Origin of the sequence: Cupriavidus malaysiensis (assembly GCF_001854325.1) — a bacterium.
GTDB lineage: Bacteria > Pseudomonadota > Gammaproteobacteria > Burkholderiales > Burkholderiaceae > Cupriavidus > Cupriavidus malaysiensis.
The window spans coordinates 1,695,074-1,710,768 of sequence record NZ_CP017754.1 but is presented as its reverse complement, the minus strand read 5'-3'; the positions used below and the strand labels follow the sequence as shown (position 1 = coordinate 1,710,768).

The window sequence follows — 15,695 nt, the reverse complement described above, 5'->3', positions numbered from 1 at the left end:
TTCCACCCGGACTGCCTGAGCCGCATTGTCGCGAAACGGCACCCGGCGCGCGCCGGTTTGCTCCCCTCTCCCGCACGCGGGAGAGGGGAGCTCGGTCGTCGGCAGAGAATCAGGCGATCGCTTTTTCATGCGTCTGCGCGAAACCTCTCAGTGCTTGTGCCCGCAATGCTCGTCATGCACGTGATCGCCATGGTCGTGCGAATCGCCATGGGGATGCGAATGGCCGTGCGAGTGCGAGTGCGAGTGCGAGTGCGAGTGCGAGTGCGAGTGCGAGTGCGAGTGCCCATGATCGTGACCATGCCCATGATGCTCGTGGAACACCGCCTGCGCGGCCGCGTAGTCCTCGGCGAAGGTCGCGTCGTGCCCGTGCTTGTGGCCGCCGCCGTAGGCGCCGGCTTCCGGTTCGAACGGCTGCTCCGTGCGTTCGGCGCGCACGCCGAGGCGGGCCAGCATGTCGGCCAGCACCGGATCGTATTCCAGCCGCAGGTAGTCGCGCCCGACTTCCACCGGGGTATGGCGGTTGCCGAGATGGTAGGCGGCGCGCATCAGCGCCAGCGGATCGGCGGCGCTGACCTGCAGCACGTGCTCGGGCGCCGCCAGCACCTCGACGAAGGTGCCCGCTTCGGTCACCAGCAGGTCGCCGCCGCGCAGCACGGTGCCGCGCGGCAGGAACAGGGCGGCTTCCTCGCCGTTGTCGAGCGTGGCGCGCAGCCGGCTCTTGCTGCGCTCGCCGAAGGGCAGCACCAGCTTGGGGGCGCGCTTGACCAGCACGGGCGCGATGCCGTGCGGTGCACTGAGGTGTTTGTCGATCTTTAGCATGACAGGCTTGCGGGCGGCACGTCCGGCACGGTGCCGCGTCAGAAGAGGAAGTAGCGCTGCGCCATCGGCAGCACGGTGGCCGGCTCGCACATCAGCAGCTGGCCGTCGGCCACGACCTGGTAGGTCTCGGGATCGACCGTGACATGCGGCTGCCAGTCATTGTGCACCATGTCGCGCTTGCTGACGGTGCGCGTGCCGCGTACCGCCGACAGCACCTTGCGCAGGCCGTTGCGTTCCCCCACGCCGGCGGCCAGCGCCGCCTGCGAGACGAAGGTCAGCGAGGACTGGTGCAGCGCGCCGCCGGCGCTGGCGAACATCGGCCGGTAGTGCACCGGCTGCGGCGTCGGAATGGACGCGTTGGGGTCGCCCATGGCCGCCGCCGCGATCATGCCGCCCTTGAGGATCAGGCTCGGCTTGACGCCGAAGAAGGCCGGCCGCCACAGCACCAGGTCGGCCCACTTGCCGACTTCGACGGAGCCTACCTCGTGCGCGATGCCGTGGGTCAGCGCCGGGTTGATGGTGTACTTGGCGATGTAGCGCTTGACGCGGAAGTTGTCGTGCCCGCCGCGCGCGTCGTGCGGATCGCCCGGCAGCTTGCCGCGCTGCGCCGCCATCTTGTGCGCGGTCTGCCAGGTGCGGATGATGACCTCGCCGACCCGGCCCATGGCCTGCGAATCGCTGGAGATCATCGAGAACGCGCCGAGGTCGTGCAGGATGTCTTCGGCGGCGATGGTCTCGCGGCGGATGCGGCTTTCGGCGAAGGCGATGTCCTCGGCGATGGCCGGGTCCAGGTGGTGGCACACCATCAGCATGTCGAGGTGCTCGTCGAGCGTGTTGACGGTGTAGGGCCGGGTCGGATTGGTCGACGAGGGCAGCACGTTGGCTTCGCCGCACACCTTGATGATGTCCGGCGCATGGCCGCCGCCGGCGCCTTCGGTGTGGTAGGTATGGATGGTGCGGCCCTTGAACGCGGCAATGGTGGCTTCGACGAAGCCGGCCTCGTTGAGCGTGTCGGTGTGGATCGCGACCTGGGTGTCGGTGGCATCGGCCACGCTCAGGCAAGTGTCGATCGCCTGCGGCGTGGTGCCCCAGTCTTCGTGCAGCTTGAGGCCGATCGCGCCGGCCTCGACCTGCTCGGTCAGCGGCGCCGCCTGGCTGGCGTTGCCCTTGCCGAGGAAGCCGATGTTCATCGGGTAGGCCTCGGCCGCCTGCAGCATGCGGCCCATGTACCAGGGCCCGGGCGTCACCGTGGTGGCGAAGGTGCCGGTGGCGGGACCGGTGCCGCCGCCGATCATGGTGGTGACGCCGCTCATCAGCGCTTCATCGATCTGCTGCGGGCAGATGAAGTGGATGTGGGTGTCGATGCCACCCGCGGTGACGATCATGCCCTCGCCCGCGATCACCTCGGTGGCGGGACCTACCACGATGGTGACGGCCGGCTGGATGTCGGGGTTGCCGGCCTTGCCGATGCCGGCGATGCGGCCGCCCTTGAGGCCGATGTCGGCCTTGACGATGCCCCAGTGGTCGATGATCAGGGCATTGGTGATCACGGTGTCGACGCAGTCGGCGGCCAGGCGCTGGCTCTGCCCCATGCCGTCGCGGATCACCTTGCCGCCGCCGAACTTCACTTCTTCTCCGTAGACGGTGAAATCCTTCTCCACCTCGACCACCAGCCCGGTGTCGGCGAGCCGCAGGCGGTCGCCGGTGGTGGGGCCGAACATCTCGGCATAGGCTTGCCTGGAGATCTTCACGCTCATCACAGCGCTCCCATGATCTTGCCGTTGAAACCGTAGACGATGCGCGCGCCGTCGAGCGCCACCAGCTCGACGGTGCGGCTCTGGCCGGGCTCGAAGCGCACCGCGGTGCCGGCGGCGATATTCAGCCGGAAGCCGCGCGCCGCCGCGCGGTCGAAGTCGAGCGCTGCATTGGTTTCGTAGAAGTGGAAATGCGAGCCGACCTGGATGGGCCGGTCGCCGGTATTGGCCACGGTGACCGTGACCGTGGGCCGGCCGACATTGAGTTCGATCTCGCCGTCGGCGGGCATCAGTTCGCCGGGAATCATGGGCTTGTGCTCTCCTCTTGTTTGCTCTCGCTTGGTCGTTGGCAGCACCGGGTCCGCGCCGCGGCGCTCAGGCCGCCAGCAGGCCGATGCCATACAGCGCCACGCCGGCCCCGGCCGCGCGCATCAGCCAGCCGCCCTGGCGGCGCAGCGCGCTGCCCAGCCCGATGCCCGACAGGTGCAGAGCCATGGTGGCGCAGGCAAAGCCGGCCACGTAGGCCAGCGTGGCCGGCAACGCGGCGGCGGCAGCGGGCAGCTCGGCGCCGTGCGCATAGCCATGGAACAAGGCGAAGCCACCGACCACGGCCATGCCGGCCGGGCCCGGCAGCGCGGCGCGCGCCGCCACCAGCAGGCCAAGCACCAGCAGCGAAGCGGCGATCATGGGCTCCACCGCCGGCAGGGCGAGCCCGCCCAGCCCGAGCACGGCGCCCACCAGCATCAGCAGCACGAAGGCGAGCGGCAGCCGCAGCACGCTGCCGCCCTGCGCCGTCTGTGCGCTCCAGACCCCGACCGCCGTCATCGCCAGCAGGTGGTCCAGTCCGGTGAAGGGGTGCAGCAGGCCGGCCCACAGGCTGGCGCCGACGGTGGCGGCATCGTGGCCGGGATGGGCAAAGGCGGAGGCAGCGGCCAGCGACAGGGTGGCGCCAAGGGCCAGGCGCGCGCGGACGATGTTGCGGGAGGGGCGGTTCATCGGGATCTCTCTTCTGGTGTCAGCTCAGGAAAGGCTCGGGCAGGGACGCGCGGCACGGCCTCAGACGATCGGGTGGTGCACCGTGACCAGCTTGGTGCCGTCCGGGAAGGTGGCTTCGACCTGGATCTCCGGGATCATCTCGGCCACGCCTTCCATCACGTCCTCGCGCGCCAGCACGGTGGTGCCCTCGTGCATCAGCTCGGCCACGGTGCGGCCGTCGCGCGCCCCCTCCATGATGGCGGCGGTGATCAGCGCCACCGCCTCGGGGTAGTTCAGTTTCAGTCCGCGCGCGCGGCGGCGCTCGGCCAGCAGCGCGGCGGTGAAGATCAGCAGCTTGTCCTTCTCGCGTGGTGTCAGTTCCATGCTCGCATTCCTCTTGTCTCTCGGTTCCCTTGGTTCTCTTGGTTCTCTCGGTTCTCTCGGCTTGCCGTCCCATCCATCGGCGTGTCCACCGCCCCGGCCTCAGGCGAGCTCAAGTGGCCCACAGGCGCAGCGGCCGCGCCGGCACCCCGTGCATGGGCTCGCGCAGCAGCGTCCATGCCGCCACCAGCACCTGGCGTACCGCCTCCATGCGCTCACCCAGCACGCGCAGCAGCAGCACGGGCTGCGCGCGCGCCGCCGGCAGGCAGCTCACGCCCGCACGCAACACCGCCGTGTAGGGTAGCGTCTGCGCCAGCTGCTCGGCCAGCTCCTGCGTGGCCCCCTCCCCCACCGCCCACAGCGTGCCCATCACCGGCAGCCCGTCCATGCCGCCCCGGGCGCCGCGCAACGGTGAGTCCGCCGTGATGTGCGCCTGCTCGATCCACTGCGCGCGCGCGCCGCCGCCGACCCAGGTGTCGAGCCACACGGCACCGCTGGACCACTGCTCGCCGGAAGCACGCCGCCCCAGCACCAGCGCGTCCCAGCCGATCACGCTGCCGCCCGGCTCGACCTCGACGCGGGTGGCGATGCGCGCGCGCGCCGCGTCGTAGATGATGTTCTCCTGCGGCAGCCAGTCGAGCCGCGCGCCGGCGGCCACGCGCAGCGTCACGCGCTGCGCGGCCTCGCGCCCGAGCGACTTGTACCACTTGCTTGCGCCGGGCGTGGCCAGCACGCCATGCGCGCCGGCCTCCACCGCCACCTCGATATCGAGGTCGTCGCCGCCGGCGATGCCCGCCGGCGGATGGAGGATCACCGCGTGGCAGGGCGCGCCCTCGGGATAGAGCGGCTTCTGCACCAGCAGCGGCCCCTGGTGGCGGCGCTCGACCAGCACGCTGCGCCCGCCCCGCGCGGCGAAGCGCAGGCGCAGGCTGGCCTGCCAGGCAGGAAGCGTGGCCACGGCGGGAGGGAAATCGGGATGGCGCATGGGAAATGGAAGCACGTATCGGCAAGGCGCGAGGACGGATGCGGGCGGCGGCGCTTGGCACCGCGCCGCCAGACCGCCTGTGCTGCGGGCATCATAGCGCGCCACCGCGGGGCCCGGAAGCCCCGTCGCCGGCGCGCCGCCGCTGCCGCACTCGCACGGCTTGATCGGCGCAATCGGCGCAATCGGCCCAAGCGGCGCAAGCGGCCCGATCGGCGCTCACACCGCGATCAACTCGCGCACGCCATCGCGCTCCATGTCCGCGCCCGCCCCCTTGGCCACCACTTCGCCGCGGCTCATCACCACGTAGTGGTCGGCCAGGTGGCGGGCGAACTCGTAGTACTGCTCCACCAGCAGCACCGTCATGCCGAATTCGTCGACCAGCAGCCGCAGCGCGCGCCCGATGTCCTGGATGATGGAGGGCTGGATGCCTTCGGTCGGCTCGTCCAGGATCAGCAGGCCGGGCTCGCTCATCAGCGCGCGTCCGATCGCCAGTTGCTGCTGCTGTCCGCCCGACAGGTCGCCGCCGCGCCGCTGGCGCATGGTGCGCAGCACCGGGAACAGCTCGTAGATGCGTTCCGGCACGCCGGCCGGTCGGGCACGGCTGGCCGCGCCGATCAGCAGGTTCTCTTCCACCGTCAGGCGCGGGAAGATCTCGCGCCCCTGCGGCACATAGGCCAGGCCTGCGGACACGCGTTCGTAGGGCGGCTTCTTTTCCAGCGCGCGGCCATCCCACTGGATGCTGCCGCTGCGCGTGGGCACCACGCCCATCAGGCATTTGAGCAGCGTGCTCTTGCCTACGCCGTTGCGCCCGAGCAGCGTGGTCAGGCGGCCGTGCGGCACCTCGAAGCTGACGTCGCGCAGGATGTGGCTGCCGCCGTAGAACTGGTTCAGTGCATTGACCTGCAGCATCTTCATCGTCCCAGATAAGATTCGATCACGCGCTCGTCGCGCTTGACGGCGTCCAGCGTGCCTTCGGCCAGCACGCTGCCCTCGGCCAGCACCGTCACCTTGCCGGCCTCGCCGGCCAGCGCGGCGACGAACTCCATGTCATGCTCCACCACCATCATCGAGCAGGTGCCGCGCAGGCCGTTGAGCAGCGCGGCGAGCTGCATGGTTTCCTCGTCGGTCATGCCGGCCACCGGCTCGTCCAGCAGCAACAGCTGCGGCTGCTGCATCAGCAGCATGCCGATCTCGAGGCGCTGCTTCTGTCCGTGCGACAGCAGCCCGGCGGGCCGGTAGGCCTCGTCTTCCAGACCGGTCAGCGCCAGCGTCTGCTCGATGCGGCCGCGCCCGCTGCCGTCCAGGCGCGCGCGCAGCGTGGCCCACCAGCGCTTGTCCGCCTTCATCGCCAGCTCCAGGTTCTCCCACACCGCGTGCTGCTCGAACACGGTGGGCTTCTGGAACTTGCGGCCGATGCCGGCCTGGGCGATCTGCGGCTCCGTCATGCGCATCAGGTCGATGGTCTGGCCCAGGAACACGCGGCCGTTGACGCTGGCGTTACGCGGTCCGGTCTTGCCGGTGATCACGTCCATCATGGTGGTCTTGCCGGCGCCGTTGGGGCCGATCACGCAGCGCAGCTCGCCGTGGTCGATCGACAGCGTCAGCTTGTTGAGCGCGCGGAAGCCATCGAACTGCACGGTCACGTCCTCCAGGTAGAGGATGGGGCCGTGCGAGACGTCGATGACGCCCGGCTCCAGCACCCGGCCCAGGCCGGTGGCGTCGCCGCTCTCGGCCAACCCGGCATCGCCCTGCGCGCCGGCCTCGACGCTCTTGCTGATACCCATCGCCGCACTCATGCCTCACCTCCGCTATGGCTCGCGCCGGCCGCCGGCGCGGCCGCCACCGCCGGCACCTGCGGCCGGCGCGCGGCGCGCAGCCGCTTGAACAGGCCGACCACGCCGTCCGGCAGGTAGAGCGTGACCAGCACGAACATCGCCCCCAGCAGGAACAGCCAGTACTCGGCGAAATAGGCCGTGAACAGGGTCTTGGCCCCGTTGACGAGGAAGGCGCCGACGACCGGGCCGACCAGCGTGCCGCGCCCGCCCACGGCCACCCACACCGCCATCTCGATCGAGTTGGCCGGCGACATCTCGCCCGGGTTGATGATGCCCACCTGCGGCACGTAGAGCGCGCCCGCGATACCGCACAGCACCGCCGAGAAGGTCCATACGAACAGCTTGTAGCCGAGCGGGTTGTAGCCGGAGAACATCACGCGCGTCTCGGCATCGCGCACCGCCGTCACCACGCGGCCCAGCTTGGAGGCGACGATGGCGCGGCAGGCGATGAAGCCGGCCAGCAGCGCGGCGAAGCTCAGCACGAACAGCGCGGTGCGGGTCTGCGGCGCGGCCACGGCGAAGCCGGCGATGCGCTTGAAGTCGGTGAAGCCGTTGTTGCCGCCGAAGCCGGTCTCGTTGCGGAAGAACAGCAGCATGGCCGCATAGGTCATCGCCTGTGTGATGATGGACAGGTAGACGCCCTTGATGCGCGAGCGGAAGGCGAAGAAGCCGAACAGCCAGGCCAGCAAGCCGGGCACCAGCACCACCAGGGCCAGCGCCACCCACAGGTGCTCGCTGCCGTGCCAGAACCAGGGCAGTTCCTTCCAGTCCAGGAACACCATGAAGTCCGGCAGCTCGCTCTTGTAGACGCCCTCGCGCCCGATGGCCCGCATCAGGTACATGCCCATGGCATAGCCGCCGAGGGCGAAGAACAGGCCATGGCCCAGGCTGAGGATGCCGCAGTAGCCCCACACCAGGTCGAGCGCGATGGCCGCCAGCGCGTAGCACATGATCTTGCCGATCAGCGTCAGTGCGTAAGCCGACAGGTGCAGCGGATGGCCGGGCGGCAGCACCAGCGCGCACAGCGGCACGCCGATGCAGGCGATGGCGGCGAGCACCGCCAGCGCCAGCCAGCCGCGCGCGGGGAACAGCGGCTGGCGCTCGGGCACGTCCAGGCGCAAACCGTTCGAGGATCGAGAGAAGGAACCCTGCATCATGCCTCCGCGCTGCGCCCCTTGAGCGCGAACAGTCCTTGCGGGCGCTTCTGGATGAAGAGCACGATCAGCACCAGGACGAAGATCTTGGCCAGCACCGCGCCGTAGAACGGCTCGATGAACTTGTTGACGAGGCCCAGGCCGAAGGCCCCGACGATGGTGCCGGCGAGCTGGCCCACGCCGCCCAGCACGACCACCATGAAGGAATCGATGATGTAGGCCTGGCCGAGGTCCGGACCCACATTGCCGATCTGCGACAGCGCACAACCGCCCAGGCCGGCGATGCCGGCGCCGAAGGCGAAGGCGTAGCTGTCGACCTTCCAGGTGCGCACGCCCACGCAGGCCGCCATGGTGCGGTTCTGCGTGGTGGCGCGCACGAACAGGCCGAGGCGGGTGCGGTTGAGCACGCCCCAGGCCACCGCCACCACCGCCAGCGCGAACACGATGATGACGACGCGGTTGTAGGGAATCACCAGGGCCGGCAGCAGCGCGAAGCCGCCGCTCATCCATGCCGGATTGGCCACCTCCACGTTCTGCGCGCCGAACACCGTGCGCACGGCCTGCATCAGCAGCAGGCTGACGCCGAAGGTCGCCAGCAAGGTCTCGAGCGGGCGGCCGTACAGATGGCGCAGCACCAGGCGCTCCAGCACGAAGCCGACCAGCGCCGAGGCCAGGAAGGCGGCCGGCAGCGCCGCCAGCAGGTACCACTCGAAGGCGCCGGGGAAATGCGCGCGGAACACGCTCTGCACCGAGTAGGTCGCATAGGCGCCGATCATCAGGAATTCACCGTGCGCCATGTTGATGACGCCGATCAGGCCGTAGGTGATGGCCAGGCCGAGCGCCGCCAGCAGCAGCACGCTGCCCAGGCTCAGGCCGGCGAACAGGTTGCCGATCAGCTCGGCGCGGCGCTGCTCGGTGCGCAAGCCGTCGAGCACCTGCTGGGCGGCCACGCGCAGCTCGGCATCGGGCTCGCGGTAGCGGCCCGCCGCATCGCGCTCGACGAAGGGCTTGAGCTTGAGGCGGTTCTGCGGATTATCGTCGCGCCCGAGGATGCGGATCGCCTCCAGGCGCGCGTTGCGGTCCGGGTCGGACAGCGCCGCGCCGGCCCAGATCACGTCCAGCTTGGCGCGCAGCGCGGGGTCGGCCTCCGCCTTGCGGGCCGCCTCGACCGTCTCGCGCGACGCGCTGTCGGGCTGGTCGAGCAGGGTATTGATGGCCTGCGTGCGCACCGCGATGTCGGGCGACTGCAGCAGCAGGCTGCTGGCCGCGCTGTCCACCTGGGAGCGCAGGCTGTTGTTCAAGGTCGGCGCCTCCAGCTCGTCGGCCTTGACCGCGACCGGCTTGCCGCTGACGGCGTCGAGGATCTTGTCGCCGTCCTGGATCACCATGCCGGTGCCGGGGGCGTATTGCAGCGAATCGTCCTGCAGCGCCTTGAGGATGGGGCCGGCCTGCGCGGCCGGCGCCTTGGCGAGCGCGGCGATGGCGGCGCTCTTGGCGTCGAAATCGTCCCCTGCCAGCGGCTTGAGGTCGTCCTGCGTCAGCGGCGCGGCGTGCAGCAGCGGCACCGCGAGCAGCAGCGCGGCGGCCAGCGCGGCGCGCAGGCGGGAGGCGGCGGACTGGAATGCGGTTCGGAGCATGATGGTCTGTGGTCGGCGACGGATGGCAGGACGGCCGGCCTCCTCCGGGGGTGTCCGGTGGCGGCCAGGCCGCCATGCGCGGACATGGCGGTACGATCGGAGGGGCCGGCGCGTGGCGCCGCCCTCCTCCCCCGCTTACATCACCTTGTCGGGCTTGCCTTCGTTGCCCGAGATGAACGGGCTCCAGGGCTGGGCGCGGATGGGCTTCGGCGTCTTCCACACCACGCTGAACTGGCCGTCGCCGCGCACCTCGCCGATCATCACCGGCTTGTACAGGTGGTGGTTGTCGCCCATGGTCAGCGTGAAGCCGTCCGGCGCCTTGAAGGTCTGGCCGTACATGGCCGCACGCACCTTGTCCGGATCGGTGCTGCCGGCCTTCTTGACGGCCTGGGCCCACATATGGATGCCGACGTAGGTCGCTTCCATCGGGTCATTGGTCACGCGCTTGTCGCCGCCGGGCAGGTTGTTGGCCTTGACCCAGGCCGCCCATTCCTTGCGGAAGGCATCGTTGGTCGGGTTCTTGACCGACATGAAGTAGTTCCACGCGGCCAGGTGGCCCACCAGCGGCTTGGTGTCGATGCCGCGCAGCTCTTCTTCGCCGACCGAGAAGGCGACCACCGGCACGTCCTTGGCCTTCAGGCCGGCGTTGCCCAGTTCCTTGTAGAAGGGCACGTTGGAGTCGCCGTTGATGGTCGAGATCACCGCGGTCTTGCCGCCCTGCGAGAACTTCTTGATGTTGGCGACGATGGTCTGGTAGTCGCTGTGGCCGAACGGCGTGTAGACCTCCTCGATGTCCGAGTCGGCCACGCCCTTGCTCTTCAGGAAGGCGCGCAGGATCTTGTTGGTGGTGCGCGGATAGACGTAGTCGGTGCCGAGCAGGAAGAAGCGCTTGGCGCCACCACCCTCCTTGCTCATCAGGTATTCGACGGCCGGGATGGCCTGCTGGTTGGGCGCCGCGCCGGTGTAGAAGACGTTCTTCGACATCTCTTCGCCTTCATACTGCACCGGGTAGAACAGCAGCGAGTTCAGTTCCTCGTAGACCGGCAGCACCGACTTGCGCGACACCGAAGTCCAGCAGCCGAAGGTGACCGCCACCTTGTCCTTGCTGATCAGCTGGCGCGCCTTCTCGGCGAACAGCGGCCAGTTCGAGGCCGGGTCCACCACCACCGGTTCGAGCTTGCGGCCCAGCACGCCACCGCTCTTGTTGATCTCGTCGATGGTCATCAGCGCGACGTCCTTCAGCGAGGTCTCGGAGATCGCCATCGTGCCGGACAGCGAGTGCAGGATGCCGACCTTGATCGGCTCCTTGCTCTGCGCCAGTGCCAGCGTGCTGGACCCGATCATCGCCGCCGCGGCCACCGCGGTCAGCTTCAGCATATTGCGTCGTTTCATTGCAGCTCCCAGATTGTCGTGTGTTGTGGAACAGCGAACTCCGGGTGCAGGTTCTGCAACTAGCGTGCCAAGGCCATCGCCGCGTGCGGGGGCCCGGCCGGCGCGGCGGCGGGGCGTGGAACGGGCGCCCGTCAGGGCGGCGCACCAACGGCGTGCAGCGACGCTGCGCACCATCGGCGTGCATGGGGCAGAGTGGTGCATGGCGCGCACGGGTGAAGCGCCAGGCATGCCGGCGCCGGGGGTGGCGCGTGGGCCCTGCGCGTGCGGCGTGAACCACGATCGGGCGTAGGTGCGGCGGCCATGCGCCAAGGCGGCGCGCCAGGGGGCAACGCGGCCGGCGCGGCAACAAAGAAAAACGGGCCCCGCAGGGCCCGTTGGTCGGAACATCGGAACATCGCGTGCCGCCGGGCGGCACGCGGCGTTCAATGCGCCATCATGTTGACGTTCATGTTGTGCATGATCCACAGCGAGCCTGCCACCACGATCAGCAGGATCAGCGCGGTGAAGGCCAGCACGATCACGTTCCAGCGCTGCTCCGAAGAGCGGTCGAGGTGGAGGAAGTAGACCATGTGGACGAGGATCTGCACCACGGCCAGCGCCAGGATCACCACCAGGATGGTCGACGGGGCGGCCGAGCCGTCCATCACCATCTTGAACGGGATCACGGTCAGGATGACCGCCAGCACGAAGCCGATCACATAGGACTTGACGCTGCCGTGGCTGGCACCGCCAGCGGCATGGCTGCCGTGGCCGGCGGAGACGTTGCTGTGTTCCATTTACATCGCTCCCATCAGGTACACCACGGTGAACACGCCGATCCAGACGATGTCCAGAAAGTGCCAGAACAGCGCGAAGCACGCCAGGCGCTTGTTCATGGTGGGCGTCAGGCCCTTCTTGGCGATCTGGCACATCAGCACGGCCATCCACAGCAGGCCGCTGGCCACGTGCAGGCCGTGGGTGCCGACCAGCGTGAAGAAGGACGACAGGAAGGCGCTGCGCTGCGGGCTGGCGCCCTCGGCGATCAGGTGATGGAACTCGTTGATTTCCATGCCGATGAAGGCCGCGCCCAGCAGGAAGGTGATGGCCAGCCAGAACTGCAGGCGGGCCTTCTGGCCGTTGTGCAGGGCCACCATCGCCATGCCCGAGGTCAGGCTCGAGAACAGCAGCAGGAAGGTCTCGACCAGGACGTAGTTCAGTTCGAACAGTTCCTTGCCCGAGGGGCCGCCCGCCACTTCGCCGCGCAGCACCGCGAAAGCGGCGAACAGTCCGGCGAAGATGATGCAGTCGGTCATCAGGTACACCCAGAACCCGAACACCGTGTTACCGGCGGTGTCGTGGTGGGCGTGGTCGTGGTCGTGCGCGTGGTCATGCGCCGCGGGGGCGGCGTGCGCGGGATAACGGTCTAGGACTTGGGTCGACATGTTCAGGCCTGCGACGCGAGACGGTCAAAATGGCGCGCTTCGACGGCTTCGACTTCCTTCGCGGGCACGTAGTAGTCGATGTGGTCGTCGTTGCTGCGGACGATGAAGGAGACGATCATGCCGACCAGGCCGACGATGGCCAGCCACCAGATGTGCCAGGTCAGGGCGAAGCCGAACACCAGGCTGAAGGCACCGATGAAGAAGCCTGCGCCGGTGTTCTTGGGCATGTGGATCTGGTCGTAGTGCGCTTCCTTCTTCGGCACGTCGCCACGGGCCTTCATGTCGGCGAGGGCGTCGAGGTCCTGCACCACCGGGGTGTGCGCGAAGTTATAGAACGGGGGCGGCGACGAGGTGGCCCACTCCAGGGTGCGGCCGTTCCACGGATCGCCGGTCACGTCGGCCAGCGCCTTGCGGTTGCGGATCGACACGATGATCTGCAGCACCTGGAACACGATGCCCAGGCCGATCAGCACCGCGCCGATCACGGCCACGTGCAGGAACGGGGTCCATTCCGGGTTGTCGGTGTGGTTCAGGCGGCGGGTCATGCCCATCAGGCCCAGTGCGTACAGCGGCATGAAGGCGAAGTAGAAGCCCACCAGCCAGCACCAGAAGGCGCACTTGCCGAGGCGCTCGTCCAGCTTGAAGCCGAAGGCCTTCGGGAACCAGTAGGTCACGCCGGCCAGGTAGCCGAACAGCACGCCGCCGATGATCACGTTGTGGAAGTGGGCGATCAGGAACAGGCTGTTGTGCAGCACGAAGTCAGCCGCCGGCACCGCCATCAGCACGCCGGTCATGCCGCCGATCACGAAGGTGACCATGAAGCCCAGGGTCCACATGACCGGGGTGGTCATGCGCACGCGGCCGCGGTACATGGTGAACAGCCAGTTGAAGATCTTCACCCCGGTCGGGATGGAGATGATCATGGTCGTGATGCCGAAGAAGGCATTGACGTTGGCGCCGGAGCCCATCGTGAAGAAGTGGTGCAGCCAGACCAGGAACGACAGCACCATGATGCAGCAGGTGGCGTAGACCATGCCCTTGTAGCCGAACAGCTTCTTGCCCGAGAAGGTCGAGATGATTTCCGAGAAGATGCCGAAGGCAGGCAGGATCAGGATGTAGACCTCAGGGTGGCCCCAGATCCAGATCATGTTCACGTACATCATGGCGTTGCCGCCCATCTCGTTCGTGAAGAAGTGCATGCCCAGGTAGCGGTCCAGGCCCAGCAGCGCCAGGGTCACGGTCAGCACGGGGAACGAGGCCAGGATCAGCACGTTGGTGCACAGCGCGGTCCAGGTGAAGACCGGCATGCGCATCAGGGTCATGCCCGGCGCGCGCATCTTGAGGATGGTCACCAGGAAGTTGACGCCGGTCAGCAAGGTACCGAGGCCTGAGATCTGCAGGGCCCACAAGTAGTAGTCGACCCCCACGCCCGGGCTGTAGGCCAGCTCGGACAGCGGCGGGTAGGCCAGCCAGCCGGTGCGGGCGAATTCGCCGACGCCCAGCGAGACGTTGACCAGCATGGCACCGGCCACGAACAGCCAGAAGCTCAGCGTGTTCAGGAACGGGAAGGCCACGTCGCGCGCGCCGATCTGCAGCGGCACGACCAGGTTCATCAGGCCGGTCATCAGCGGCATCGCCACGAAGAAGATCATGATCACGCCGTGGGCGGTGAAGATCTGGTCGTAGTGCTCGGGCGGCAGGATGCCCGGGTTGCCGTTGGTGGCCAGCGCGAGCTGGGTACGCATCATGATGGCGTCGGCGAAGCCGCGCAGCAGCATGATCAGCGCGACCAGCGAGTACATGATGCCGATCTTCTTGTGGTCGACCGAAGTGATCCAGTCATTCCACAGCGGCTTCCACTTGCCGAAGTAAGTGATCAGGGCGAATACCGCCAGCCCTGCCAGGCCTGCCCCGCCCAGCGCGCCCATGATGATGGGCTCGTGGTACGGAATGGCCTCCAGTGTCAATTTGCCAAACATTCTTGCTCCTAGGAATTCGAGCCCGGCGCCGCGACGGCGGGCACGGCCATGGACACCTGCTGGCCGGTGCCGATCGTGTTGCGCGAGGTGCAGACGGGACCGTAGGAGGTGCCGCCGCCGGCGATGGCGCCACCGGTGCCATCCATGTACTTGTGCAGGACGCCGTGGAACAGGTTCGGGTCAACCTTGGCGAACAGGGTCACCGGCTCCTTCTCGCTGGGCTGGGCCAGCTTTTCGTAATCGGCCAGGGTCAGTTCGCGCGGGGACGCCTTGACCTGCTTGAGCCACTGCTCGAACTCGAAGCCCGACATCGCCTTGGCCTTGAACTTCATGCCCGAGAAGCCGCCGCCGCTGTAGTTCGACGACATGCCGTCGTACACGCCGGCATGGTTGGCGATCAGGTGCAGCTTGGTTTCCATCCCGGCCATCGCATAGATCATGCTGCCCAGTTGCGGGATGAAGAACGAGTTCATCACCGAATCCGAGGTGATCTTGAAGTTCACCGGCGTGTTGACCGGGAAGGCGATCTCGTTGATGGTGGCGACGTGCTGGTCCGGGTAGATGAACAACCACTTCCAATCCAGTGCGACGGCCTCGATGGTGATCGGCTTGACTTCGGATTCGATGGGCTTGTACGGGTCCAGGTCGTGCGAAGACTTCCAGGTGATGTAGCCCAGCACCATGATGATCAGGCAGGGGATCAGCCACACCACCACCTCGATGGCGGTGGAGTGCGACCAGTCGGGCTCGTAGCGCGCCGCCTTGTTGCTCTCGCGGTATTTCCAGGCGAATGCCAGCGTCATGATGATGACGGGCACGACCACCAGCAGCATCAGCCAGGTGGCCGTGATGATGATGGAGCGCTCCTCGATGCCGATCGCGCCCTTCGGATCGAGCACACCCATGTTGCAGCCGCCAAGCAGCAGCAAGCCCAAGCTGGGCAGGAACCGCGTCCAACGCGGAGGTTTATATTTCTTCATGTCACGACTGGGTTGAGTTCGCCGCGGCTAGGCACGACGCGGCTTCACTGCCTGGCGCGGGAGCGCGAGGCGGGGAAGGACTGGGGAAAGGAAACCGGAGCGCGGAGCCCGGGGCATTGGCCCGGGAGCATGCGGCCGACCGTTGCTTCAGGCCGATCCGGGCATCACCTTGTGGGCGACTGCGCCGAACCGGCCAGGCGGTCCGCATTGGGGGGTATTCGCATGGCGGTGCCTGCCCCGCCGGCTCAATAGGCGAGCGCTATCTGCAGGCGAAGGGGGCGAGGCGGCAAACATCGTGGCGCGAATTTATCGCAACGCAACATGCAGGGTAAACCACAGGTACCGGACACACTGTCCGGAAAATCGGACAATGACGAAGGCAG

At 68.0% G+C, this 15,695-nt stretch carries 15 protein-coding genes; all 15 read right to left on the bottom strand.

What is annotated here, in order from left to right:
- Positions 1-147: 147 nt before the first annotated feature.
- Entirely contained in the window at positions 148-819 is a 672-nt protein-coding gene (gene ureE / locus BKK80_RS07470) for an urease accessory protein UreE (RefSeq protein WP_071068796.1), read from the bottom strand.
- Positions 820-857: 38 nt separating this feature from the next.
- Entirely contained in the window at positions 858-2,576 is a 1,719-nt protein-coding gene (gene ureC, locus BKK80_RS07465) for an urease subunit alpha (RefSeq protein WP_071011960.1), read from the bottom strand.
- Entirely contained in the window at positions 2,576-2,881 is a 306-nt protein-coding gene (locus BKK80_RS07460; RefSeq protein WP_071011958.1) for an urease subunit beta, read from the bottom strand. The genes ureC and BKK80_RS07460 overlap by 1 nt, the downstream gene beginning before the upstream one ends.
- 67 nt (positions 2,882-2,948) lie before the next feature.
- Positions 2,949-3,569 (bottom strand): HupE/UreJ family protein, encoded by a 621-nt coding sequence (locus BKK80_RS07455; protein ID WP_071068795.1) that lies wholly within the window; start codon positions 3,567-3,569, stop codon positions 2,949-2,951.
- 60 nt (positions 3,570-3,629) lie between these two features.
- On the bottom strand, positions 3,630-3,932 hold the full coding sequence (locus BKK80_RS07450; RefSeq protein ID WP_071011954.1) for an urease subunit gamma: 303 nt from the start codon (positions 3,930-3,932) through the stop codon (positions 3,630-3,632).
- A gap of 109 nt (positions 3,933-4,041) precedes the next feature.
- Positions 4,042-4,914, bottom strand: a complete 873-nt coding sequence (locus BKK80_RS07445; protein ID WP_071068794.1) for an urease accessory protein UreD — start codon at positions 4,912-4,914, stop codon at positions 4,042-4,044.
- A gap of 216 nt (positions 4,915-5,130) precedes the next feature.
- Positions 5,131-5,823, bottom strand: coding sequence for an urea ABC transporter ATP-binding subunit UrtE (gene urtE, locus BKK80_RS07440; protein WP_071016226.1), 693 nt, complete (start codon positions 5,821-5,823; stop codon positions 5,131-5,133).
- A gap of 2 nt (positions 5,824-5,825) precedes the next feature.
- Positions 5,826-6,698, bottom strand: coding sequence for an urea ABC transporter ATP-binding protein UrtD (gene urtD / locus BKK80_RS07435; RefSeq protein WP_156811360.1), 873 nt, complete (start codon positions 6,696-6,698; stop codon positions 5,826-5,828).
- Positions 6,699-6,706: 8 nt separating this feature from the next.
- Entirely contained in the window at positions 6,707-7,906 is a 1,200-nt protein-coding gene (gene urtC / locus BKK80_RS07430) for an urea ABC transporter permease subunit UrtC (protein WP_071068793.1), read from the bottom strand.
- Entirely contained in the window at positions 7,903-9,540 is a 1,638-nt protein-coding gene (urtB, locus tag BKK80_RS07425; RefSeq protein WP_071068792.1) for an urea ABC transporter permease subunit UrtB, read from the bottom strand. Before urtB ends, urtC begins: the two co-directional genes overlap by 4 nt.
- Before the next feature lie 135 nt (positions 9,541-9,675).
- Positions 9,676-10,932: an urea ABC transporter substrate-binding protein gene (gene urtA / locus BKK80_RS07420; protein ID WP_071011946.1), complete on the bottom strand. Its 1,257-nt coding sequence runs from the start codon at positions 10,930-10,932 to the stop codon at positions 9,676-9,678.
- Between the two features lie 422 nt (positions 10,933-11,354).
- Complete coding sequence (locus BKK80_RS07415) at positions 11,355-11,708, bottom strand: cytochrome o ubiquinol oxidase subunit IV (protein ID WP_071011945.1); 354 nt, start codon at positions 11,706-11,708, stop codon at positions 11,355-11,357.
- Positions 11,709-12,353 (bottom strand): cytochrome o ubiquinol oxidase subunit III, encoded by a 645-nt coding sequence (gene cyoC / locus BKK80_RS07410; protein ID WP_071011944.1) that lies wholly within the window; start codon positions 12,351-12,353, stop codon positions 11,709-11,711.
- A 2-nt stretch (positions 12,354-12,355) separates the two neighbouring features.
- The gene (cyoB, locus tag BKK80_RS07405) at positions 12,356-14,332 is read right to left on the bottom strand and encodes a cytochrome o ubiquinol oxidase subunit I (protein WP_071011940.1); all 1,977 of its coding nucleotides are present in this window, start codon (positions 14,330-14,332) and stop codon (positions 12,356-12,358) included.
- Between the two features lie 8 nt (positions 14,333-14,340).
- Entirely contained in the window at positions 14,341-15,312 is a 972-nt protein-coding gene (gene cyoA, locus BKK80_RS07400) for a ubiquinol oxidase subunit II (RefSeq protein WP_071011938.1), read from the bottom strand.
- Positions 15,313-15,695 lie beyond the last annotated feature (383 nt).